This is a genomic window from Mycobacterium sp. 852002-51152_SCH6134967, from assembly GCF_001667105.1.
Taxonomy (GTDB): domain Bacteria; phylum Actinomycetota; class Actinomycetes; order Mycobacteriales; family Mycobacteriaceae; genus Mycobacterium; species Mycobacterium neumannii_A.
In genome coordinates this window covers 179,036-199,314 of sequence record NZ_LZIK01000012.1, presented here as the reverse complement: position 1 = coordinate 199,314, position 20,279 = coordinate 179,036, and the positions used below count along the sequence as shown (strand labels likewise).

At 66.8% G+C, this 20,279-nt stretch carries 26 protein-coding genes; 12 read left to right on the top strand and 14 right to left on the bottom strand.

Annotated elements, in window-relative coordinates; genetic code table 11:
- Positions 1 to 6 precede the first annotated feature (6 nt).
- A complete protein-coding gene (gene sthA / locus A5790_RS03630) occupies positions 7 to 1,413 on the bottom strand; it encodes a Si-specific NAD(P)(+) transhydrogenase (protein WP_094292281.1) in 1,407 nt (468 codons plus the stop codon).
- A 161-nt stretch (positions 1,414 to 1,574) separates the two neighbouring features.
- Between sthA and A5790_RS03625 the strand changes: the two genes are divergently transcribed.
- Positions 1,575 to 2,615 (top strand): DUF4192 domain-containing protein, encoded by a 1,041-nt coding sequence (locus A5790_RS03625; protein ID WP_066841429.1) that lies wholly within the window; start codon positions 1,575 to 1,577, stop codon positions 2,613 to 2,615.
- A 28-nt stretch (positions 2,616 to 2,643) separates the two neighbouring features.
- Here A5790_RS03625 and A5790_RS03620 read toward each other — a convergent pair whose 3' ends face one another.
- The 3 genes from A5790_RS03620 to A5790_RS03610 all read right to left on the bottom strand — a co-directional run bounded on the left by A5790_RS03620 (position 2,644) and on the right by A5790_RS03610 (position 4,981).
- On the bottom strand, positions 2,644 to 3,339 hold the full coding sequence (locus A5790_RS03620; protein WP_064417002.1) for a metal-dependent transcriptional regulator: 696 nt from the start codon (positions 3,337 to 3,339) through the stop codon (positions 2,644 to 2,646).
- 133 nt (positions 3,340 to 3,472) lie between these two features.
- On the bottom strand, positions 3,473 to 4,432 hold the full coding sequence (gene sigB, locus A5790_RS03615) for a sigma-70 family RNA polymerase sigma factor SigB (protein ID WP_064426032.1): 960 nt from the start codon (positions 4,430 to 4,432) through the stop codon (positions 3,473 to 3,475).
- A 147-nt stretch (positions 4,433 to 4,579) separates the two neighbouring features.
- Entirely contained in the window at positions 4,580 to 4,981 is a 402-nt protein-coding gene (locus A5790_RS03610; RefSeq protein ID WP_156656287.1) for a DUF3099 domain-containing protein, read from the bottom strand.
- 66 nt (positions 4,982 to 5,047) lie between these two features.
- Here A5790_RS03610 and A5790_RS03605 point away from each other — a divergent pair, with 66 nt between their 5' ends.
- The gene (locus A5790_RS03605; RefSeq protein ID WP_064350987.1) at positions 5,048 to 5,284 is read left to right on the top strand and encodes a DUF3039 domain-containing protein; all 237 of its coding nucleotides are present in this window, start codon (positions 5,048 to 5,050) and stop codon (positions 5,282 to 5,284) included.
- Here A5790_RS03605 and A5790_RS03600 read toward each other — a convergent pair.
- Both A5790_RS03600 and A5790_RS03595 read right to left on the bottom strand, forming a co-directional pair.
- Positions 5,274 to 6,287, bottom strand: coding sequence for a YihY/virulence factor BrkB family protein (locus tag A5790_RS03600; RefSeq protein ID WP_066841427.1), 1,014 nt, complete (start codon positions 6,285 to 6,287; stop codon positions 5,274 to 5,276). The genes A5790_RS03605 and A5790_RS03600 overlap by 11 nt on opposite strands.
- Positions 6,288 to 6,351: 64 nt before the next feature.
- The gene (locus A5790_RS03595; RefSeq protein ID WP_066841426.1) at positions 6,352 to 6,546 is read right to left on the bottom strand and encodes a hypothetical protein; all 195 of its coding nucleotides are present in this window, start codon (positions 6,544 to 6,546) and stop codon (positions 6,352 to 6,354) included.
- Positions 6,547 to 6,676: 130 nt separating this feature from the next.
- Here A5790_RS03595 and A5790_RS03590 point away from each other — a divergent pair, with 130 nt between their 5' ends.
- Together A5790_RS03590 and A5790_RS03585 are read left to right on the top strand one after the other, a co-directional pair.
- Positions 6,677 to 7,036 carry a DUF952 domain-containing protein gene (locus A5790_RS03590; RefSeq protein ID WP_066841425.1) on the top strand — a complete coding sequence of 120 codons (360 nt, stop codon included), beginning with the start codon at positions 6,677 to 6,679 and terminating at the stop codon, positions 7,034 to 7,036.
- A 108-nt stretch (positions 7,037 to 7,144) separates the two neighbouring features.
- A complete protein-coding gene (locus A5790_RS03585) occupies positions 7,145 to 7,927 on the top strand; it encodes a hypothetical protein (RefSeq protein WP_066841424.1) in 783 nt (260 codons plus the stop codon).
- A 12-nt stretch (positions 7,928 to 7,939) separates the two neighbouring features.
- On the opposite strand, the gene A5790_RS03580 is transcribed toward A5790_RS03585, so the two are convergent.
- The gene (locus tag A5790_RS03580) at positions 7,940 to 9,004 is read right to left on the bottom strand and encodes a methyltransferase (RefSeq protein ID WP_082961564.1); all 1,065 of its coding nucleotides are present in this window, start codon (positions 9,002 to 9,004) and stop codon (positions 7,940 to 7,942) included.
- Between the two features lie 248 nt (positions 9,005 to 9,252).
- Here A5790_RS03580 and A5790_RS03575 point away from each other — a divergent pair, with 248 nt between their 5' ends.
- Together A5790_RS03575 and A5790_RS03570 are read left to right on the top strand one after the other, a co-directional pair.
- Positions 9,253 to 9,741 carry a hypothetical protein gene (locus A5790_RS03575; RefSeq protein ID WP_126315875.1) on the top strand — a complete coding sequence of 163 codons (489 nt, stop codon included), beginning with the start codon at positions 9,253 to 9,255 and terminating at the stop codon, positions 9,739 to 9,741.
- Positions 9,742 to 9,905: 164 nt separating this feature from the next.
- Positions 9,906 to 10,385: a hypothetical protein gene (locus A5790_RS03570; RefSeq protein ID WP_066841422.1), complete on the top strand. Its 480-nt coding sequence runs from the start codon at positions 9,906 to 9,908 to the stop codon at positions 10,383 to 10,385.
- A 115-nt stretch (positions 10,386 to 10,500) separates the two neighbouring features.
- On the opposite strand, the gene A5790_RS03565 is transcribed toward A5790_RS03570, so the two are convergent.
- Positions 10,501 to 12,021 (bottom strand): RNA polymerase sigma factor, encoded by a 1,521-nt coding sequence (locus A5790_RS03565; RefSeq protein WP_082961563.1) that lies wholly within the window; start codon positions 12,019 to 12,021, stop codon positions 10,501 to 10,503.
- A 172-nt stretch (positions 12,022 to 12,193) separates the two neighbouring features.
- Positions 12,194 to 13,000, bottom strand: coding sequence for a polyphosphate--glucose phosphotransferase (ppgK, locus tag A5790_RS03560; RefSeq protein WP_066841420.1), 807 nt, complete (start codon positions 12,998 to 13,000; stop codon positions 12,194 to 12,196).
- Between the two features lie 135 nt (positions 13,001 to 13,135).
- On the opposite strand from ppgK, the gene A5790_RS03555 reads away from it, so the two are divergent.
- A complete protein-coding gene (locus A5790_RS03555; RefSeq protein ID WP_066841419.1) occupies positions 13,136 to 13,984 on the top strand; it encodes an inositol monophosphatase family protein in 849 nt (282 codons plus the stop codon).
- Positions 13,985 to 14,006: 22 nt separating this feature from the next.
- On the opposite strand, the gene cei is transcribed toward A5790_RS03555, so the two are convergent.
- Entirely contained in the window at positions 14,007 to 14,663 is a 657-nt protein-coding gene (gene cei / locus A5790_RS03550) for an envelope integrity protein Cei (protein ID WP_066841418.1), read from the bottom strand.
- Positions 14,664 to 14,828: 165 nt separating this feature from the next.
- Between cei and A5790_RS03545 the strand changes: the two genes are divergently transcribed.
- Complete coding sequence (locus tag A5790_RS03545; RefSeq protein WP_064350907.1) at positions 14,829 to 15,131, top strand: DUF4193 domain-containing protein; 303 nt, start codon at positions 14,829 to 14,831, stop codon at positions 15,129 to 15,131.
- Between the two features lie 17 nt (positions 15,132 to 15,148).
- On the opposite strand, the gene A5790_RS03540 is transcribed toward A5790_RS03545, so the two are convergent.
- The gene (locus A5790_RS03540) at positions 15,149 to 15,625 is read right to left on the bottom strand and encodes a DUF3093 domain-containing protein (RefSeq protein ID WP_064395303.1); all 477 of its coding nucleotides are present in this window, start codon (positions 15,623 to 15,625) and stop codon (positions 15,149 to 15,151) included.
- Between the two features lie 25 nt (positions 15,626 to 15,650).
- Here A5790_RS03540 and dut point away from each other — a divergent pair, with 25 nt between their 5' ends.
- Positions 15,651 to 16,115, top strand: coding sequence for a dUTP diphosphatase (gene dut / locus A5790_RS03535; protein ID WP_066841417.1), 465 nt, complete (start codon positions 15,651 to 15,653; stop codon positions 16,113 to 16,115).
- 1 nt (position 16,116) lies between these two features.
- Positions 16,117 to 16,893 (top strand): DUF3710 domain-containing protein, encoded by a 777-nt coding sequence (locus A5790_RS03530; RefSeq protein WP_066841416.1) that lies wholly within the window; start codon positions 16,117 to 16,119, stop codon positions 16,891 to 16,893.
- A 57-nt stretch (positions 16,894 to 16,950) separates the two neighbouring features.
- On the opposite strand, the gene A5790_RS03525 is transcribed toward A5790_RS03530, so the two are convergent.
- Entirely contained in the window at positions 16,951 to 17,676 is a 726-nt protein-coding gene (locus tag A5790_RS03525) for a serine aminopeptidase domain-containing protein (RefSeq protein ID WP_066841415.1), read from the bottom strand.
- A gap of 134 nt (positions 17,677 to 17,810) precedes the next feature.
- On the opposite strand from A5790_RS03525, the gene A5790_RS03520 reads away from it, so the two are divergent.
- Positions 17,811 to 18,182 (top strand): OB-fold nucleic acid binding domain-containing protein, encoded by a 372-nt coding sequence (locus tag A5790_RS03520; protein ID WP_064395307.1) that lies wholly within the window; start codon positions 17,811 to 17,813, stop codon positions 18,180 to 18,182.
- Positions 18,179 to 18,862: a DUF3159 domain-containing protein gene (locus A5790_RS03515; RefSeq protein WP_066841414.1), complete on the top strand. Its 684-nt coding sequence runs from the start codon at positions 18,179 to 18,181 to the stop codon at positions 18,860 to 18,862. Before A5790_RS03520 ends, A5790_RS03515 begins: the two co-directional genes overlap by 4 nt.
- Before the next feature lie 2 nt (positions 18,863 to 18,864).
- Here A5790_RS03515 and A5790_RS03510 read toward each other — a convergent pair whose 3' ends face one another.
- Together A5790_RS03510 and A5790_RS03505 are read right to left on the bottom strand one after the other, a co-directional pair.
- A complete protein-coding gene (locus tag A5790_RS03510) occupies positions 18,865 to 19,530 on the bottom strand; it encodes a TrkA family potassium uptake protein (RefSeq protein WP_064395309.1) in 666 nt (221 codons plus the stop codon).
- Positions 19,527 to 20,198, bottom strand: coding sequence for a TrkA family potassium uptake protein (locus tag A5790_RS03505; RefSeq protein ID WP_082961556.1), 672 nt, complete (start codon positions 20,196 to 20,198; stop codon positions 19,527 to 19,529). The genes A5790_RS03510 and A5790_RS03505 overlap by 4 nt, the downstream gene beginning before the upstream one ends.
- Between the last annotated feature and the right edge of the window lie 81 nt (positions 20,199 to 20,279).

Sequence of the window (20,279 nt, the reverse complement as noted above, 5' to 3'; positions counted from 1 at the left end):
GCCGGGCTAGGCGCGGAACTGGTTGAGCGCGCGCAGCTTGTTCATCACATCCAGGGCCGCGACCTTGTACGCCTCCGAAAAGGTGGGGTAGTTGAACACGGCGTCGACAAGGTAGTCGATGGTTCCTCCGCAGCCCATCACGGCCTGGCCGATGTGCACCATCTCGGTGGCGCTGGTGCCGAAGATGTGCACGCCGAGCAGGCGCAGATCGTCCGTCGCGACCAGCAGTTTGAGCATGCCGTAGGAATCGCCGGCGATCTGACCCCTGGCCAGCTCGCGGTAGCGCGATACCCCCACTTCGTAGGGGATCGCGCTGCGCGTCAGCTCGACCTCGGTCGCGCCGACGTAGGACACCTCCGGGATCGAGTAGATGCCGATCGGCTGCAGGTCGGTCATGCCCTTCGCCGGCTCGCCGAACGCGTGGTAGGCCGCCAGCCTGCCCTGGTCCATCGACGTCGCGGCCAGCGCCGGGAAGCCGATCACATCGCCGACCGCGTAGATGTGGTCGACCTTGGTCTGGAAGTTGCTGTCGACGTCGATGCGGCCGCGCGCGTCGGTCTGCAGTCCGGCGTTGTCGAGGTCGAGATGCTCGGTCTGGCCCTGCCGACCCGCGGAGTACATCACGGTCTCGGCGGGGATCTGCTTACCGCTGGCCAGCGTGGTCACGGTGCCCGCCGATCCGACGTCCACTGCCGTCACCTCCTCGCCGAACCGGAACGTCACCGCGAGGTCGCGCAGGTGGAACTTCAGCGCCTCGACGATCTCGGGATCGCAGAAGTCGAGCATGCTGTCGCGCTTCTCGACGACGGTGACCTTGGTGCCCAGCGCGGCGAACATCGACGCGTATTCGATGCCGATCACCCCGGCACCGACCACGACCATCGTCGAGGGCAGCGACTTGAGGTCGAGGATCCCGTCGGAGTCCAGCACACGGTTCTCGTCGAATTCGATACCGGCAGGACGGGCCGGTTTGGTGCCGGTGGCGATCACGATGTACTCGCCGCTGACGGTGGTGCGCTCACCCCGGGTGGGTTCCTCTACCAGGACGGTGTGGGCGTCGATGAATCTGCCGTGGCCCTGGATGAGGTCGATGCGGTTGCGCATCAACTGGGAGCGCACGACGTCTTGTTCCTTGCCGATGACGTGGCTCGTTCGTGCCAGCAGATCGGCGGGCGTGATCTTCTCCTTCACCCGGTAGCTGGCGCCGTACAGCTCGCGCTGGCTCATGCCGGTGAGGTAGACGACCGCTTCGCGCAGCGTCTTGGAGGGGATCGTTCCGGTGTTCACGCACACCCCGCCGAGCATGCGTCCCCGCTCGACGACCGCGACCGTCTTCCCGAGCTTCGCGGCGGCGATCGCCGCCTTCTGCCCGCCAGGTCCGGAACCTATGACCACGAGGTCGTACTCGAGCATGGAAGCCATGGCAACAAGGTGTACGCCGGTTGAGCGGGTTCTGCACGCCGACTGCCTCAACCGAAGCTGAATTCATCCCCAACCCCGGATTGATCCACAGCGGCGCGGGCCACCAACGTCGACGGGCGGCTGCCGTCCGAGGCGGCGGGGAAGGTCACCCCATGACGACCTCACCTTCACCCGACTTCCACCTCGACCGCCCCGCGGTGCTGATCGCCGCCCTGCCCGCCGTTCTGGGCTTCGTCCCCGAGAAATCCCTCGTGCTCGTGACCGTGGACCGCGGCGCGATGGGATGCGTCATGCGGGTGGACCTCTCCGAGGAGCTGACCGATTCGGTCGAGGACATCGCCGAGGTCGCCGCGGCGGCGCGACCTGACTCGGCGATCGCTGTCGTGGTCGACGAGGACGGTGCGGGCTGTCGGCTGTGCAACGACGAATACCGCGAGCTGGCCGCCGCACTGGCGTCCGCCCTGGCCGACCGGGGGATCGAACTGCTCGCCGCGCATGTCGTCGACCGGATCGCGGCCGGCGGGCGGTGGCACTGCGCCGACGGCTGCGGCGCAGCGGGCACCGTGGACGACCCGTCGGCGTCGCCGCTCGCGATGGCCGCCGTGCTGGACGGGCGCCGCCTCTATGCCCGGCGCACCGAACTCCAGGACGTCATCGCGGTCACCGATCCCGCTCGCGCCCAGGTGTTAGCCGGTCCGATCGAGGACGCGCAGGCAGGTCGATCGGAGGGCGATGCGTGCGGCGAGATCGAGGCGGTGATCGCGGCGGCCGCGCGGGTGTCCGAGGGTGACGACCTGCCCGACGAGGTGGTGACCCGGATCGCGGCTGCCCTGACCGATCTGCAGGTGCGCGACACGTTGTACGCGCTCGCAGTCGGCGAGCGCGCGGCTCACGCCGAGTCGCTGTGGGCGGAGTTGTCGCGGCGGCTTCCGGAGCCGTGGCGGGCCGAAGCGCTGGTGTTGTTGGCGTTCTCGGCCTACGCCCGCGGTGACGGTCCGCTGGCGGGGGTGTCGTTGGAGGCGGCGCTGCGCTGCGACGGCGCCCACCGGATGGCCCGCATGCTCGACACCGCGCTGCAGTCCGGTCTGCGCCCGGAGCAGATCCGCGAACTCGCCGCGACCGGCTACCGCTTGGCCGACCAGTTGGGAGTCCGGTTACCGCCCAGGCAGGCATTCGGAAGACGGGCCGGTTGACCGCCGGCCGCCGCTGTCGCTCGGGAGGTCAGACCTTTTCGACCTTGACGGCGTGCGCCATGTGGTGGGGCAGCTCGACCTGTTCGTGGCCGGGGATCACGATCAACACCCCGCCGTGGTCGTTGCTCTGCACGGTCACGCGGGCGTTGGGCACCACACCGGCATCCTTGAGCCTGCTGATCAGGTCGGCGTCACCCTGTACATGCTCGGTCAGCTGCCTCACCACGACCGCGACGGGCATTCCGGCGGGCAACTCGGTCAACCGAACGAGGTTCAACCGGTCGCGTTCCGACGACGTGCTGATCAAGCCCAGCTCCGAAAGCCCGGGGATGGGGTTTCCGAACGGCGAGGTGGTCGGGTTGTCGAGAACCTGGACGAGCCGGCGCTCGACGTCCTCGCTCATCACATGTTCCCAGCGGCAGGCCTCGGCGTGCACTTCCTCCCAGGGCAGGCCGATGACATCGACGAGCAGCCTCTCGGCGAGGCGGTGCTTGCGCATGACGGCCACCGCGAGGGCTCGGCCCTTGTCGGTCAGCTCGAGGTGGCGATCGCCTGCAACGTGCAGCAGGCCGTCGCGCTCCATCCGCGACACCGTCTGGCTGACGGTGGGACCGCTCTGATCGAGACGTTCTGCGATGCGTGCACGCAGGGGCACCACGCCCTCTTCCTCGAGGTCGTAGATCGTCCGCAGGTACATCTCCGTGGTGTCGACCAGATCATTCATTGCGCTAACCCTCCGTCAGAGGCCGAGTCTACCGGCTAAAGGGCCTGAACTGCGTTGTTACGTCTGCGACACCGGCACATGCTGATACGACACGATCCCCGCCGGTCGAAGCAGCGGGGATCGTGTCGGGGGTCTAACTTGCGTACGAGCGGAGGCGGTCCGCACGTTCGCCGTTGCGGAGCTTGGCCATCACCTCGCGCTCGATCTGACGCACCCGCTCGCGGGAGAGCCCGAACAGCTTGCCGATCTGGTCGAGGGTGCGGGGCTGACCGTCGTCGAGGCCGAACCGCAGCCGGATCACCTGCTGCTCGCGCTCGTCGAGCGTGGCCAGCACGTGCCGGATGTCGGTGTGCAGCAGTTCGGAGATCACCGCGTTCTCAGCCGACATTGCCTCGGCGTCCTCGATGAAGTCGCCCAGCGGCGCTTCCTCGTCGCTGCCCACCGGCATATCGAGGCTCACCGGGTCGCGGCTGTGCTCGAGCAGATCGGTGATCTTCTCCACCGGGATCCCGGACTCGGCGGCCAGTTCCTCATCGGTGGCTTCACGGCCGAGGTTCTGGTGCATCTCGCGCTTGATCCGAGCCAGCTTGTTGACCTGCTCGACGAGGTGCACCGGCAGCCGGATCGTGCGGCTCTGGTCGGCCATGCCGCGGGTGATCGCCTGACGGATCCACCACGTGGCGTACGTCGAGAACTTGAATCCCTTGGCGTAGTCGAACTTTTCCATCGCCCGGATCAGGCCCAGGTTGCCTTCCTGGATCAGGTCGAGCAGCGGCATGCCGCGACCGGTGTAGCGCTTCGCCAGCGAAACGACAAGGCGCAGGTTGGCTTCGAGAAGGTGCCTACGCGCGGCCTCACCGTCGCGGACCACGGCAGCAAGATCACGTTTGCGGTTCTCGCCCAAGCGCTTCCGCGTGTCGAGCAGGTGCTTGGCGTAGAGCCCTGCCTCGATGCGCTTTGCGAGTTCCACCTCATCGGCGGCGTTGAGTAAGGCAGTTTTGCCAATACCATTGAGATACACGCGTACGAGGTCAGCCGCTGGACTCTGGGCGTCCAGGTCCCGGTCGACGCGGATGGTGCTGGCATTTGCCATGACGGCCTCCTGATCAAGTCGAACTGTCATGAGCTACAACGCCCACGAGGTCCAAAGAGTTCCCAGCCCTTGGCTGGTTCACACCTTCTGATCAGCGGTTTCTCGGATCCGACCTGAGAATGTCCTTAGAAAAGGGATAGAAGCGTCTCAGCTGGGAACATCGCCATTCGAGCCACGCCCCTCGGGTTGCGGCGGCGCGACTGTGCGCTGCTCGAGTGCCGGCCGTTGGCCGGTCGGCACCTCGGAGGAGTGACGGCGGTTGTCGAACCGGCGCGGCTCCTCTGGACGCCGCGGCGGACGGTCGTTGGCGATGAGCACGGCGATCCACGGCAAGGGAATCGAGCCGACGAGAATCGCCAACGAGATCAGGCCGTTGTGCCAGATGCCATAGGCGATGGCGGCCAGTACGAGGGCCGGTATACGAAACGACATGAGCGTCAAGTACTTGCGAACCCGTTGGCGGTGCTGTTCCTCGTAGGCGGGGGCGGCGCGAGTGATCAGGACGGGCCGGCCGTCGTCGTCGAAACTCAGCTCGGGGCTTTGTTTCATACCTTCACTGTCCCACATTGTGGCTCCGCTGTACGGGTCGGTTTTCTTACGGGCAAAATGGTTGTCATGCAAACCCAGACGATCGAGCGCACCGACACCGACGAACGCGTCGACGACGGGACTGACAGCGATACCCCGAAGTTCTTCCACTATGTCAAGAAGGACAAGATCGCCGAGAGCGCGGTGATGGGCACCCACGTCGTCGCGCTGTGCGGCGAGGTGTTTCCGGTGACGAAGTCGGCCAAGCCCGGGTCACCAGTGTGCCCGGAGTGCAAGCGCATCTACGAGAAACTCAAGAAGTAGCGCGGTCGGCCGTCGCTCCCGCGGCTGCCGGGGACACCGGAGCGGCTGTCGGTGCTTCTTCGGCCGCGACGCCGTTGAGTGACTCGGCTTTTCCCTTCAACCACCAACCGAACCGCTTGGCGTGCGTGTCGGCCGCCGGCCACTCCTCCTGGATCGCGGCGTTGAGTTCGGCGCCGATCATGATTGCGAATCCGAGGAAGAACGCGAACAACAAGAAGGCGATCGGCGTCGCCAACGCGCCGTAGGTGTAGCCGGTCGCGGTGATCCACGTCAGGTAGAAGCGCAGGCCGAACGTCGCCAACAGGAACACCGTCGTGGCCAGGATCGAGCCCAGCAGTAACCGGTGCGACGGTAACGGCTTGGGCAGCGAGACCCGGTAGAGCACGTTGACGGACACGACCAGCGCCAGTATCAGCACCGGGTAGTAGCCGAACCGCAGAACGTGATCCCAGCTGTCCGGGATGTACGTGGCGATCTTGCGAGGCCCCAACGCAATGAACGGGGCCGCAATGATCGCGCCCACCAACATCACCACGTAGAGGCCGAGCGCGTAGAACCGCTGACGAACCGGATGGCGTAGCGGCGTCTGGTCGTGCGCCTCGGTGATCGAGTCGACGAATGCCGAGATTGCCGACGATCCGGCCCACAGCGAGATGACGAAGCCCAGCGAGACCACCTCACCGCGGGCGCCCTTGACGATGTCGCGGACTGTCGGCTCGATGATCTCGGTCACCACATTGGTGGAGAAGAACCGCGCAGCCGTGTCAACGATCTGGGTCTCGATCATCGGAAGCGTGTCGGGTCCGAACACCGGAGCGATGTAGGCCAGGCTGCCGAGCATCCCCAACAGCAGCGGGGGAAGCGACAACGCCGACCAGAAGGCAGCCTGCGCGGACTCCGAGAAAATCGAGTCATCCCAGCTCTTGGACAAAGTGCGCCCCACGATGTGGCGGATGTGGTGGCGCGACGGCTTCGTCGGCAGCGGCCGGGGCTGGTCATTCATGACCAGTCCAGCATTACTGACGAAGTGTGATCCTGCCCAGAGCGGCTCTCAGCCGTGTCGGACGCTATGCCTCCACCGGGCTGACTTCGAGGACGGCAGCCGACTCGATCAGCTTGGCCTCGTGCTCATTGGCGTGGTGCTGGCAGAAGAGCAACTCGGCTCCCGACGGGAGCTTCGCGCGCACCCGTGCCGCGGCGCCGCAACGATCGCAGCGGTCAGCCCGGGTCAGTGGGGGACTGGTGAGCGTTGCGTTCGTCATTGCGGACCTCCGTACTGTCGCGTGCATCTACTGTCTCAGACGTTCTGGCTTTCGGCGTTGTTCCCAAAGGCTCTACCGGTGTGTCGTGTCTCACCGTTACCTCGAGTTGCCGGCGCGGCAGGCTGGCTATATGAGCCCACTGCCCACCGTACTGGTCCACCTGTGTAGCAAAGACGAATGGCAGTCTGCTCAAGCACGCGGCGAGCATTGTCCCGCTTCGTTGACCGCGAGCGGCTTCGTGCATCTGTCGACACCCGAGCAGGTGCACCTTCCGGCCAACCGGCTCTACGCCGGTCGTACCGACCTAGTGCTGCTGCACATCGACGCCGCACGACTGTCCTCTCCGGTTCGCTGGGAACCCGGTGTGCCCGCTGATCCCGTGGGAATGGAGTTCCCACATCTCTACGGCCCTTTGCCAATCGAAGCTGTGATCCGCGTCACGTCTTATCTGCCGGACTCCGAGGGCCGGTTCGCTCCGCCGGCGCCCTGACCGACCGCTCCCTCGTACGCCGATCCAGAGGCCGTGTGCGCCGCTCTCGCATCGCCTCAAACTAGATCACTTCCACGCGCGGGAGGGGTCTACGTACACTTACAAATCGTGGGCATTTTGTTAGGTCTGGCACCGTGGATCGTCTACTGGGTGCTCGTCGGTAATGTTCCGTTCATCGTCGCGGCCCTGATCGCTCTGGCGGTCGCGCTTGGCGCATTCACGCTGGGGCAGATGCGCGGCGGTCCCGGCCGGATACTCGAAATCGGCGCAGTAGCAACGTTTTTGATTTTGACGGCACTCACATTCGCGCTCGACGAATCGTTTTCGGAACGGTGGATGCTGCCGCTGAGCAACGCCGGCATCTTGCTCGTGGCGCTCACCGGTGTGCTGATCGGCAAGCCGTTCGTTCGGGAGTTTGCCGAGGCCGGCCAGCAGCCCCACGTCGTCAAGAGCGACCTGTTCGCTCGCGTCACCTCTGCGCTGACGTGGATCTGGGTGGCGGTGTTCGGCGGCATGACGCTGTCGTCGGTGATCCCGCCGATCGTCGACCGCGACGCGACGATCCATGACACCGAATCACCGCTGTCGTTCCTGTGCTACTGGGTGATCCCGTCCGTGTTGTTGGCAGGCGCGGCGTTCGCGACGCGGGTGTTGCCGGACCGCATCGCCGCCGGCGCGGACGACATCGTCCGCAAGACGTCGTTCGTCGCATTCGCCGAAGCCGAGATCGACCAGTTGATCTACCTGGCCACCGAGCACGCCAACCGGGAGGTGGGCCCCGGCAAGGAGGCCTACGACATCAAGATCGGAAGCAAGGGAATTCCGTTGACCGGCGACGAGACGCGCGAATCGTGGCCCTCGACCTACAAGGTGCGCGACAAGAAGCGGTGACTCGCGGCCGCGCTAGATCGGCGTTGCTTCCACGATCGATATCGGTGTGACGGTGTCGACGACGCGGTCGAGCCGGAAACCTGCGCCGCGCAAGAGTTCTGCGTAGTCGGCGCGGGTACGTTCTCTGCCGCCCACGGTGACGAGCATCTCCAGGTCGAGCTGGAATCCGATGAACGCAGTCGCCCGTTGGGGCAGAACCATTTCCAGGAGGAGCAGTTTGCCGTGCGGTGCGATCGCGGTGCGGACGTTGCGCAGGATCGTCAGCGACGTGGCGTCGTCCCAGTCGTGGATGATGTTCTTCAGCACGTAGGCGTCACCGCCTTCGGGCACCCTCTCCAGAAACGAACCGCCTTCTGCCGTGCATCGGTCCGCCACTCCGGCGGCCTTGAAAGTGGTTGCGGCGTCGGTGACCACAGAGGGCAGGTCGTACACGATGCCGTGTGCGCCCGGCGCCCGGTTCAGAATCGTCGACAGCAGCAGGCCGTGGCCGCCACCGACGTCCACGATCAGTTTGAAAGCGCTGAAATCGTATTGGCTGAGCGCTATTTCGTTGGTGATGCCGCTTGTCGCGGTCATCGCTTTGTTGAACACCTGGGCCAGTTCGGGATCGGTTTCCAAGTAGTCGAAATACGGCATCCCACGCAGCTTGATGACTGACGGTTCGCCGGTCTGCAACGAATGCAGCAGGCTGCCCCAGTCCTCCCAGCGGGCCTGGTGGCCGATGAACAGCACCATGTCGCGCATCGACTCCGGGTGATCGGAGCGCAAGGCTTCTCCGACTTTCGTCAGGCTGAAGGTGTCGTCGCGGCGATGGTCGAGCAGACCTTTGGACGTCAGCGCCCGCATCAGTCGGTATAGCGCGTCGGGGTCAGCGCCCACCCGCTCGGCGATGTCTGCGGCGCGCGCCGGTCCGTTCGCGAGTTCGTCGGCGACACCGAGTTTCGCAGCGACGAACATCGTCTGCGTCGTCCACGCTCCGGTCGCCATCTCGAGGATGGCGACGCTCGCGGGCACCGTCGAGCGATGAACGGATTGCAGAGCCGCCCGCAGTCGGTCGACGACGCGGACCACAGGCATGGGAGGAACCTTCGCGGGCTTGTTCGGCACGGCGCGAAACACTACAGGTTCGTTGTTACAGCTGGTTTGCTGCCCGGGAACCGGCGCGATCGCGGCGCGGCGAGTGTCGGTTCGACGCACACTCGAATGCGAGATCGCGTTGAACAACCCGACACTCGCGGATGCTTTTGTTGACCGTAAATCGAGTCAGCGGCGATCCCTTGCGAGGCATACTGCCTAAGACGCGAGCCGGACACGAAGGAGTGCCAATGGGAAGCAGGGGGGTGACCGCGGCGGCATCCGTCCTCGCGGCAGGCATGGTCGCGGTGGGGTCAGCAGCCCCCGCGTACGGCGTCGACCAGATCACGGCGAATGCGCTCGGCACCTACGAAGTCGCCTACGAATGGGGCCCGACGACGTGGGTCGTCACGCCATGTGAAGGCGACTCGTTCCAGTGTGTGCACGTCACCGAGTACGGCGCCGGCGACACCGAGCGAAAGTCGCCAGGATGGAGCGCGAACGCCTACTGGCAGGTCGGATGGTGGATCATTCGCGACGCCCTGACACCAGATGCGCTCACATGCGAGGACGGCTCGCAGCACGATCTGCCCATGAATTACGCATGGGATGCCGCCAGCGGTAAAGGTGTGCGCTCCTACTACGAACCGGGGATATGCGGCGACGCCTACAACGGCGCCAACGAAATCACGCTGAACAGGATCGGACCGCCACCGCCACCGCCACCGCCACCGGCGTAGGCACTAGTCCAGGCGGTCGCACAGTAGGGGCCGCACGGTGTACGGCCGAACCCTTTTCGCGCGGGTCGTGAAGCATCAGCGGGCGCATTGAGAGTCTGTTGAGGACATCGCCCGATTCTCTTCTCAACCACAGACACGCTGTGGCTACGAGAAAAGGGACTCCGATGACCGATAGCCCGTCCACGAAGACCGCAGCCTCCATCACCACCGTCGGCGCGATCAAGAAACTCGCCGCCGCTGCCACCATCGCGGGGGCCCTGGGACTGGCTGCGCTCGGCGTGGCTGGCACCGCGGCCGCTGCACCTGCCCACGACTCCGAGCAGCACGCCGGCACGTCGTCGTCGGAGCAGCACGCCGGCACATCGTCGTCCGAGCACGCCGGCACGTCATCGTCGGAGCAGCACGCCGCACCCGCCTCCCCAGCCAATGACTCCGAGGTCCACGCCCACCTGATTCCGGGGGTCAAGCTTGATCCCACGTCGGCCGGCGATTCCGCGGTCCACGCCCAGATGACTCCGGGATTCACGCCGCAGCCGACCCAAACCGCCACGTCCCACCCGGCTCTCGGCGAGCACAGCCCCTTCGCCGGTCCTTTTCCCGACATGGACCCCATCTGCGGCTGCCGCGAGGTGATTGACGAATGAAGGTCGGCAGTTAGGACGCGTGAGGGCAGGTGTTCCTATGGGACACCTGCCCTTTGCCCGATTTCAGATCGGACGCCGAGGCGGTGAACCTGCAGTTCAGGAACCGAAGTGTCGGTCAGTCCAAGTAGTCGCGCAGAACCTGAGAACGGCTCGGGTGGCGCAACTTTGACATGGTTTTCGACTCGATCTGGCGGATGCGCTCGCGCGTCACCCCGTACACCTGACCGATCTCGTCGAGCGTGCGCGGCTGTCCGTCGGTGAGCCCGAACCGCAGCCGCACCACGCCGGCTTCACGCTCGGACAGCGTCTCCAGCACCGACTGCAGCTGATCCTGCAGCAGCGTGAACGACACCGCGTCCACGGCCACGACGGCCTCGGAATCCTCGATGAAATCGCCCAGCTGCGAATCGCCCTCGTCGCCGATGGTCTGGTCCAGCGAGATCGGCTCACGGGCGTACTGCTGGATCTCCAGCACCTTCTCCGGCGTGATGTCCATCTCCTTGGCCAGCTCTTCGGGAGTGGGCTCGCGGCCCAGGTCCTGGAGCAGCTCACGCTGGATGCGGCCGAGCTTGTTGATCACCTCGACCATGTGCACGGGGATGCGGATGGTGCGGGCCTGGTCGGCCATCGCGCGGGTGATCGCCTGGCGGATCCACCAGGTGGCATAGGTGGAGAACTTGTAGCCCTTGGTGTAGTCGAACTTCTCGACGGCGCGGATCAGGCCCAGGTTGCCTTCCTGGATGAGGTCGAGGAACGCCATGCCACGACCCGTGTAACGCTTGGCCAGCGATACCACCAGACGCAGGTTCGCTTCCAGCAGATGGTTTTTCGCGCGGTCGCCGTCGCGGCAGATCCACATCATGTCGCGGCGCTGCGCGGCGGGCAGCTTCTCACCCTTCTCGGCGAGTTCGGCCATCAACTGAGTCGCGTACAACCCGGCCTCGATGCGCTTGGCGAGCTCGACCTCTTCCTCGGCGTTGAGCAGCGCGACCTTGCCGATCTGCTTGAGGTAGGCGCGCACCGAGTCGGCCGATGCGGTCAGTTCGGCGTCCTTACGGGCCTGCCGGAGCGCCTCGGATTCCTCTTCGTCCCAGACGAAGTCGCCGGATGCCTTGTCCTTCTCCGACGGCTCGGCGATCTCGTCGTCCTCCGCGACGGCCTCGGCGTCGGCTTCCGCGGCGGGCGCGTCGCCCTCGGCCGCCTCCGCACTCTCCTCGGCGGGTTCCTCGTCGACCTCGAGATCCGCCAGGTCGATATCGGTGTCTTCGACCGCGAGGTCCTCGCCGGGCTCGGCTTCGATGTCGTCGGTCTCGAGGTCGTCGGCCTCGGCGTCGACCTTGGTGTTGTCGGGCTCGGCGGCGGTGGCCTTCTTGGCGCGACCGCGGGGTGCGGCGGTCTTGGCGGCCTTCGAAGCCTTGGCCGGTGCCTTGCCTGACGTGCTTGCCTTCGCGGCGGTCTTGGCGGCGGTCTTGGCGGCGGTCTTGGCGGGCGCCTTGGTGGCGCGGGTCTTGGCGGCCTTCTTGGCCGGCGCCGTCCCGTTAGCCGACTTCGCCGCGGTCTTCTTGGCGGGGGCGGTTTTGGTAGCGGTGCGCTTCACCGGCTCATCGGTTGCCGGGCTTGCCTTTGTCGCTGCCACGTACACCCTTTCCTTGTGCTACCTCATCACGGGCAGGGTAAGCCCCATCGATGAGCGTCGGCTGTCGAATAATGGCGGTTGATAATCGTCGCTATCCAGGCTGCGGCCGCCGTCGACCATTGTAACGACAGTGTGCGAGAACGCCGCCTCGAGCGGCAAATCCCGGGCGTGGCTACTTGGCGGTAGCTGTGACATCCACCTCAGCAGCCATCGCGGCGCCCACGATGCCCGCCGTGTTCTGCAGAGCCGCGGCCACCACCGGCGTGCGGTTCTTGAGCAGCGGAATCCATTTATCGGCCTTGCGGCTGATGCCGCCGCCGGCGATGAACAGGTCCGGCCAGATCGCGTTTTCGACCGCTACCAGCACCTTCGTCACCTCGACGGTCCAGCGCTCGTAGTTCCAGCCCTTGCGTTCCTTCACCGACGACGCGGCGCGATGCTCGGCTTCCTTGCCGCCGACCTCGAGATGACCGAACTCGGTGTTGGGCAGCAGCGCGCCGTTGTGGATCACGGCCGAACCGATTCCGGTGCCGAAGGTCAGCAGCACAATCACGCCGGTGTTGTCCCGGCCCGCGCCGAACTTCTCCTCGGCCAGCCCGGCGGCGTCGGCGTCGTTGAGAACCGTGACCGGCTGTCCGTCGAGCGCGTTGCTGTAGAACTCGCTGGCGTTGCTGCCGATCCATTCCTTGTCGACGTTGGCCGCGGTGCGCACGATCCCCTCGGTGACCACGCCGGGGTAGGTGACGCCGACCTTCTCGGTCCAGCCGAATTCCCGGACCACGGCCGCGACCGTCTTGCTGACCGCCTCGGGAGTCGCGGGCTGGGGGGTCGCCAGCTTGAATCGCTCGCCGATCAACTGGCCGGTGTTCAGGTCGACGATTCCGCCCTTGACGCCGCTGCCACCGACGTCGATTCCGAATCCGCGCCGCTGGCTCCCGTTGACGCTCTGGGTGACGGGTGGTGAATTGGTCGCGGTCATGAGCGCTCCTCTACTCCGGGCAGGCGTGCCGCAGCCACGTCATGCGCCCCACACCTTAGTGGTTCGAAAGTGGCTGCGCGGGCCTGTCGGAGACAGTCGGCGACAACGACGACCGAAACGTGCTGCGATGGGTGCATGCCCGACAACGACGCCGATCCCGTCCTGCTGCGCTCGGTCGCCGAGCAGCTGGCCACCGAAGCGGCCGCCTTCGTACGGCAGCGCCGTGCAGAGGTTTTCGGCGCCCCCGGCTCGTCGACAGACGATTCAGGGCTGCGAACCAAGAGCTCGCCCACCGACCCCGTTACCGTCGTCGACACCGAAGCCGAGCGACTGATCCGCGACCGGCTGGCAGAGCTGCGGCCCGGTGAGCATGTGCTCGGCGAAGAGGAGGGCGGAACCCCCGCGCACGGGGACGACCTCACCTGGGTGCTCGATCCGATCGACGGCACGGTCAACTTCGTCTACGGACTGGAGGCCTATGCGGTGTCGGTGGCCGTGCAGCGCGGCGGCAGATCGGTGGCCGGTGCGGTCGCGAATGTGCCCGCCGGCGCGGTGTACTCGGCTGCGCTCGGCCACGGCGCCTCTCTGCGCGACGCCGACGGCACCGCATCGCTGCACACCAGCGGCGCCGACGATCTGTCAATGTCGTTGTTGGGTACGGGTTTTTCGTACGACCGCGAACAGCGGGCCCGGCAGGCCGCTGTGTTGACGCGGGTCCTCCCCGAAGTACGCGACGTGCGCCGGATCGGATCGTGCGCACTGGACCTGTGCATGGTTGCGGCGGGTCAACTGGACGCCTACTACGAGGACGGCGTCCACCTGTGGGATTGGGCGGCCGGAGCGCTGATCGCCGCCGAGGCCGGGGCCACGCTGCAGTTGCCGCAGGGCAGCGGGGCGACGGGCGGGCCGGGGTTCATCACGGCCGCCGCACCGGGCGTTGCGGCCGCCCTGGACGACGTCCTGCGCGGCGCGGGCGCACCGTAGAAAGCGGCTGCGCGATCGCGGCTCAGCAGGTCCCCGAGTGGATCTTCGACAGCAGCGACGAGTCGGACGCCTGCGTGGCGTCGGGGCGCAGGCTCGCCAGCACCGCCTCGATGTCGTCGCTGCTGCTCAACTCCGTGAACTCTGTGCCGAGCGCAAGATCGACGCTGTCGTCTCCGCGCTCGTCCTGGAACAGTTCGGTGCACGGCGCGACCAGCCACACCGCGGCGGCCGCGGCCCGTCCGGCTTCGCCGAACCGGATTTGACCCTGGCAGTCCAGCCGCGCGGTCGCGTAGATCGGATCGTTCGCCGCGGTCGGTTCGGCGAAGCCGAGGTCCTTCAGCGCGCTGGCCACCTCGGCGGCCTGACCACCCTGACCGCTGGCGTTGAGGACCCTGATCTTTGTGTCGGCGAGGCGGGCGGGGCTCACGTCGATCATGTCGGCGCGCGACACCTGCTCACCCAGCGTCGAAGCGGGGGCGTTGGGATCACTGGGCGCTGGCGGCGGATTGCACACCGCGGCCTCCGGCACGTCGGCGGGGCGGTTCAGGGCGATGACCCACACCATCAACGTCACCACCGAGAGGGCGACGAACAACAGGATGGCGGGCAGAAAGTTGCGCCGCCGGAAGGGGCGACCGTGTTCGTCGAACGCGGTTCCCTCTGTGATTTGCGCGACCACGCTTGCACTCTAAAGCCCCTGTTCCTGCGTTCCGCGCATGGTACGAGGCCTCCTGTGACATAAATCACAGTGCAACGGGTACACATACGGGCACGAATCGTTTGGCGGATGCGTTCGACGCTGGTACAAAGCTCTGCTGCACAAGGTTTATTCGGAGGGGACACGATGGCTACCGATTACGACGCCCCACGGCGCACCGAGACCGATGACGTCTCGGAAGATTCGCTCGAAGAGTTGAAGGCGCGGCGTAACGAGGCCCAGTCGGCGGTCGTCGATGTCGACGAGTCGGAGTCCGCCGAGTCCTTCGAATTGCCCGGCGCCGACCTGTCCGGCGAAGAGCTGTCGGTACGCGTGGTCCCCAAGCAAGCCGACGAGTTCACCTGCTCGAGCTGCTTCCTTGTCCACCACCGCAGCCGTCTGGCCAGCGAGAAGAACGGCATGATGATCTGTTCGGACTGCGCTGCCTGACAGAGCTGCCGAGCGGTTCAACTGTTCAGCGCCGCCAGCACCCTCTCCGGCTGACGGCAACTGACCAGCCAATACGGCGTCGGATCGTCCGGATCGTCGAGCACCACCAGAACCATCGGGCCCACCCATGCCCGATGAACGACGTAGGCGGCCGGATCCAGTTGGCGCCCCAGCGCCGCGGACTTCGCGCTGCGCGGCACCTTGGCCGACCGGGTGATCACGTTGGCGGGCAGATGCGCGGGACCAGCCCACAGCTCGGTGCCGCCGGGCCCGCTGACGACCCGCACCTCCGTACGGCCCAGCCATAACAAGACGACGGCGGCGACAGGCAACAGCACTGCGTACGGCAACCATTCGGGGATGCCGGGAATGCCCATGTTGATCTCGAGCGCGATGAGCGCCGCGAGACCCAGACCGGGCGGCCACCACCACCACGGCACCCAGAGCCGCTCGCGGTAGCGAACGGATTGCGTCGTGGCGCGCGTGTCGGACACGCGGCCAAGAGTAATCTCTGACGTCGTGCCCACTTCTCTGGCGGTCGTGCGCCTCGATCCTGATCTGCCGATGCCCAGCCGCGCCCATGACGGCGATGCGGGCGTCGACCTCTTCAGCGCGCTCGACGTCGAACTGGCGCCCGGTGAACGCGCGCTTGTTCCGACGGGTATCGCCGTGGCGATCCCGCACGGGATGGTCGGACTGGTGCATCCCCGCTCGGGTTTGGCTGCCCGCGTGGGGCTTTCGATCGTCAACAGCCCGGGCACCATCGACGCCGGCTACCGCGGCGAGATCAAGGTTTCGCTGATCAACCTCGATCCGCAGGCACCGATCGTCGTGAACCGCGGGGACCGCATCGCTCAGTTGCTGGTCCAGCGGGTAGAACTGCCCGAGCTGGTCGAGGTCACGTCTTTCGACGAGGCTGGTCTTGGTGAAAGCACCCGTGGCGTAGGTGGCCACGGTTCCTCCGGCGGACATGCGAGTTTGTGAAATGGCATTCGGTAAACGCAAAGACAACGAGATCGGTGACGTCGACGATGTCGCCGGGCAGGCGACGGGCGACGCGATCGACGACGAACTGGAAGGCCCGTTCGACATCGAGGACTTCGACGACGCCGAGACGGCCGCCGCCGGCCGACTGGATCTGGGCTCGGTCCTGATCCCCTTGCCAGCGGGTGGTCAGGTCCAGGTCGAGCTGACGCCGCAGGGCGTGCCCAGCGCGATATGGGTCGTCACTCCACACGGCCGGTTCACCGTCGCCGCGTACGCCGCTCCCAAGAGCAGCGGCCTGTGGCGCGAGATCGCCGGAGAGCTCGCCGACTCGTTGCGCAAGGACGGCGCCCAGGTGTCGATCAAGGACGGGCCGTGGGGCCGCGAGGTCGTCGGCGTGGCCGCCGCGCAGCAGGGCCAGGCAGCGCAGCAGGGGCAACCCGGCGTGGTGCGCTTCATCGGCGTCGACGGTTACCGCTGGATGATCCGCTGCGTCGTCAACGGCCCGCAGGAACACATCGACACACTGGCCGCCGAAGCGCGAGAAGCGTTGGCCGACACCGTTGTTCGTCGCGGAGAGACTCCGTTGCCGGTGCGCACGCCGCTGGCGGTCGAGCTGCCGGAGCCGATGGCGAACCAGCTACGCGAGGCCGCCGCGGCTCAGCAGGCCGCACAGCAGGCGCAACAAGGCCAGCCGCCCGGTCAGCAGGCACCGGTCGCGCGCCGCAGCGAACAAGGGTCGGCGATGCAGCAGTTGCGGACAATCACCGGCGGCTGAATGGCCGTATTGCCTTAAGGGGTTGCTTCCACGCACCAGGTGCGTGCTATCCACCGGTTAACGCGTGCCAGGCCTGACCCCGCCGCAGGCCTCCAGCAGGGCGACCACGCACGCGGCTCCCAACACCGCCGGGTCGGCGCCGAATTCGTCGAGCGTGACGGTCCGCAGCGCCGCCTGCGGCGCCGCGGTCACCCATTCGGCGGCCACCTCGATCGGATGCACGGGATCGTCGCTGGCGGCCGCGACGCCCAGCGGGACGGCCAACTGCGCCAATTCGGCGCGGGTGGGTGCGACGTAGTTCGCCGCCTCCTCCATCGCCTCCGGCAGGGCCGGCCATTGCCCGAGCCACGACCGGGTCAGCTCATCGCCCAGCCACCGCGGGCTCGACGCGCGCATCGCCGCGCTGGTGGCCGCGAGCCCGTCGCGGCGCAGCAGTTCGGCGGAGTGACGCGCGGCGGCCGCCGCGGGTGCATGCTGCGGGGAGCCGGTCCACGCCGGAAGCGCCGCGAGCACCGCAACCGTCCGGCCCGGATGCGCCAGCGCCCATGCTGTGGCGACCGCCGCGCCGATCGACACGCCGCCAACGGCGATGGGTCCGCTGCGCGCGGCGTCGTCGAGTGCGTCCCGGTAGCCGGCGACGAGCCGGTGCGGCTGAGGCGCGGGTGTGACGAGCGTCGCACCCTGCTCGTGCAACGCGGCGGAAAATGCCCGGTAGACGAAGTCGTCGTCGGATCCGGTGCCCGGTAGCAGCACCGTCGTGACGCCGCGCAGAAAGACCGTCATGACCTGATCGTGCCTTGGTCGAAAAGCCCCGGCGTGGCGAGGTGACCCCACGTGGCATCTCGTAACTCACAGGGTTAACGTGGCGATTACTTGGGTAGGTCCAAGGTGCATCTGCGGATAGGTCAGGAGAGGCCATGGCAACGGCCGAAGGGTATCTGCGCCGGCTCACGCGACGGTTGACAGACGACCCCGAGCAACTCGACGTCGAAGAGCTCAGCGACGAAGCCGCCTCGACCGGCGCCCAGAGAGCGATCGACTGCGAACGCGGTCAGGAAGTGACGATGATCGGCACCCTGCGCAGCGTCGAATGCAACGGCAAGGCATGCGCGGGCGGCGTGAAGGCCGAGCTGTTCGACGGCACCGATTCGGTGATGCTGGTCTGGCTCGGTCAGCGCCGCATCCCGGGTATCGAGTCGGGCCGTACCCTCAAGGTGCACGGTCGCGTCGGCAAGCTCGACAACGGAGCCAAGGCCATCTACAACCCGCACTACGAGATCCAGAAGTGAGCGACCCCGGAACCGAACCGGGGCAGCCGAAAACCCATCAGCCGACGAAGGCCAACGCCGTCCTCGACCAGATGGGCGGGGTCAGCGGTCTGATCTACTCGACGTTGCCGGTGGTGGCATTCGTTCCGATCTCCCAGACCGTCGGGCTCATCCCCGCCATCGTCGCCGCGCTCGGCGTGGCCGGCATCATCCTCGCGTGGCGGCTCGCTCGGCGGGAGTCCGCCCAGCCCGCGATCTCCGGCTTCTTCGGTGTCGGGATCTGCGCATTGATCGCCTACGTGATGGGGGAGTCGAAAGGCTACTTCCTGCTTGGCATTTGGACGTCGTTGTTCTGGGCGGCGGTGTTCACCGTGTCGGTGGTGATTCGCCGGCCCGTCGTGGGTTATGTCTGGGGCTGGGTCAACGGACATGGCCGGGACTGGCGCGGGGTACGCAGGGCGGTGACGGCGTTCGACGTCGCGACGCTGTTCTGGGCGGCGGTGTTCGCCTCCCGCTTCATCGTTCAGCGGCATCTCTACGACGCCGACCAGACCGGGTGGCTGGGTGTCGCGCGAATCTCGATGGGCTGGCCGTTGACGGCGGTCGCGGCGGTGGTGACCTATCTGGCGATCCGGACCGCGCAGAAAGCCATCAACGCGCGCGAGTCCTCCGACGAAGCCAACGCCCCGACCGGAGGCTGAATTCAGCGCAGCTGCGGGTGCAGCAGCAGGTCCTGCAACTGGTCTTCGGCCTCGGCGACGGCCACGAACAGCAACTCGTCGCCACCCTCGAGCGGTTCGTCCGACTCGGGCACGATCACCCGCGGGCCACGCAGGATCGCCACCAGCGTGCAGTCGCGGGGCAGTTCGAGGCGCTTGACCGGCTTGCCGCCCCACGGAGTGTCGTCGGGCAGCGTGATCTCGACGAGGTTGGCCTGCCCCTTGCGGAACTCCATCAGCCGCACCAGGTCGCCGACCGCCACCGCCTCCTCCACGAGGGAGGCCAGCATCCGCGGCGTCGACACCGCCACGTCAACGCCCCAGCTCTCGTCGAACAACCACTCGTTGCGCGGGTCGTTGACGCGGGCGACCACCCGCGGCACGGCGAACTCGGTCTTGGCCAGGAGGCTGACCACGACGTTGACCTTGTCGTCGCCGGTGGCCGCGATCACCACGTCGAACTGCTCGAGTTGAACGGATTCGAGCAGGGTCAGCTCGCAGGCGTCGCCCAGCCGCCACTGCGCCGAAGGTATCGCGTCGACGTCGATGTGGTCGGGATTGCGTTCCAGCAGCGTTACTTCGTGGGTGTCGACCAGCTCACGGGCGATGGACCGGCCGACGGCGCCGGCCCCGGCGATGGCGACCTTCATCCCTCGAGGTCCTCGCTCGGCGGCAGCGCCGCGATGGCCAGAGCCTCGGCGATATGGCCGGCGATCGCGGCCATGAACACTTGGTCGCTGGCCTGGATGACGGTCTTCGCATCGGGCAGCAATCCGGCACCGAACCGGATCAGGAACGCCACCCGGCCGCCGGTGGCCGTCTCGAGGTCGGTGATGCGGCGGCCCACCCACGCCTCGTGCAGCGCCAGTTCGGTGACACCGACATTGCCGGTGGGGTCGCGCCACTTGGTGGTTTCGGTCTCGCGGGTCAGCACGTTGAGCAGACGGTCGGTCGTCCACGGCACGGTGGCCACCGTCGGGATGCCCAGCCGTTCGTAGACCGCGGCGCGCTTGGCGTCGTAGATCCGGGCGACCACACGCTCGACGCCGAAGGTCTCGCGGGCGACCCGCGCGGAGATGATGTTGGAGTTGTCACCCGAGGACACCGCGGCGAACGCGCCGGCTTCTTCGATGCCCGCCCGCAGCAGCACGTCGCGGTCGAAGCCCATGCCGAGCACCCGCTCCCCGTTGAACTCGGGTGAGAGCCGGTGAAACGCCGTGCCGTCGCGGTCGATGACCGCGACATCGTGGCCGATCCGGGAGAGGCTGTCCGAGAGCAACGCGCCGACCCGGCCGCAGCCCATCACCACTACACGCACTCCACGGTCCTTCCTGTCGAACCCGTGCAGTCGAACGCTACAGCTTTCCGACGGGCAATTGCTGCTGGGCTTAGTCTTGGC

Bases quoted from the DNA above. Each gene is read 5' to 3' on its own strand.
- A5790_RS03530 (WP_066841416.1), top strand. From the start codon at position 16,117: ATGGCATTCGGTAAACGCAAAGACAACGAGATCGGTGACGTCGACGAT.
- A5790_RS03600 (WP_066841427.1), bottom strand. From the start codon at position 6,287: ATGAATGACCAGCCCCGGCCGCTGCCGACGAAGCCGTCGCGCCACCAC.
- A5790_RS03580 (WP_082961564.1), bottom strand. From the start codon at position 9,004: ATGCCTGTGGTCCGCGTCGTCGACCGACTGCGGGCGGCTCTGCAATCC.
- ppgK (WP_066841420.1), bottom strand. From the start codon at position 13,000: ATGACCGCGACCAATTCACCACCCGTCACCCAGAGCGTCAACGGGAGC.
- A5790_RS03520 (WP_064395307.1), top strand. From the start codon at position 17,811: ATGGCAACGGCCGAAGGGTATCTGCGCCGGCTCACGCGACGGTTGACA.
- A5790_RS03525 (WP_066841415.1), bottom strand. From the start codon at position 17,676: ATGACGGTCTTTCTGCGCGGCGTCACGACGGTGCTGCTACCGGGCACC.
- A5790_RS03545 (WP_064350907.1), top strand. From the start codon at position 14,829: ATGGCTACCGATTACGACGCCCCACGGCGCACCGAGACCGATGACGTC.
- A5790_RS03590 (WP_066841425.1), top strand. From the start codon at position 6,677: ATGAGCCCACTGCCCACCGTACTGGTCCACCTGTGTAGCAAAGACGAA.
- A5790_RS03605 (WP_064350987.1), top strand. From the start codon at position 5,048: ATGCAAACCCAGACGATCGAGCGCACCGACACCGACGAACGCGTCGAC.
- A5790_RS03625 (WP_066841429.1), top strand. From the start codon at position 1,575: ATGACGACCTCACCTTCACCCGACTTCCACCTCGACCGCCCCGCGGTG.
- A5790_RS03610 (WP_156656287.1), bottom strand. From the start codon at position 4,981: ATGAAACAAAGCCCCGAGCTGAGTTTCGACGACGACGGCCGGCCCGTC.
- A5790_RS03575 (WP_126315875.1), top strand. From the start codon at position 9,253: ATGGGAAGCAGGGGGGTGACCGCGGCGGCATCCGTCCTCGCGGCAGGC.
- sthA (WP_094292281.1), bottom strand. From the start codon at position 1,413: ATGCTCGAGTACGACCTCGTGGTCATAGGTTCCGGACCTGGCGGGCAG.
- A5790_RS03570 (WP_066841422.1), top strand. From the start codon at position 9,906: ATGACCGATAGCCCGTCCACGAAGACCGCAGCCTCCATCACCACCGTC.
- A5790_RS03555 (WP_066841419.1), top strand. From the start codon at position 13,136: ATGCCCGACAACGACGCCGATCCCGTCCTGCTGCGCTCGGTCGCCGAG.
- A5790_RS03620 (WP_064417002.1), bottom strand. From the start codon at position 3,339: ATGAATGATCTGGTCGACACCACGGAGATGTACCTGCGGACGATCTAC.
- sigB (WP_064426032.1), bottom strand. From the start codon at position 4,432: ATGGCAAATGCCAGCACCATCCGCGTCGACCGGGACCTGGACGCCCAG.
- A5790_RS03510 (WP_064395309.1), bottom strand. From the start codon at position 19,530: ATGAAGGTCGCCATCGCCGGGGCCGGCGCCGTCGGCCGGTCCATCGCC.
- A5790_RS03595 (WP_066841426.1), bottom strand. From the start codon at position 6,546: ATGACGAACGCAACGCTCACCAGTCCCCCACTGACCCGGGCTGACCGC.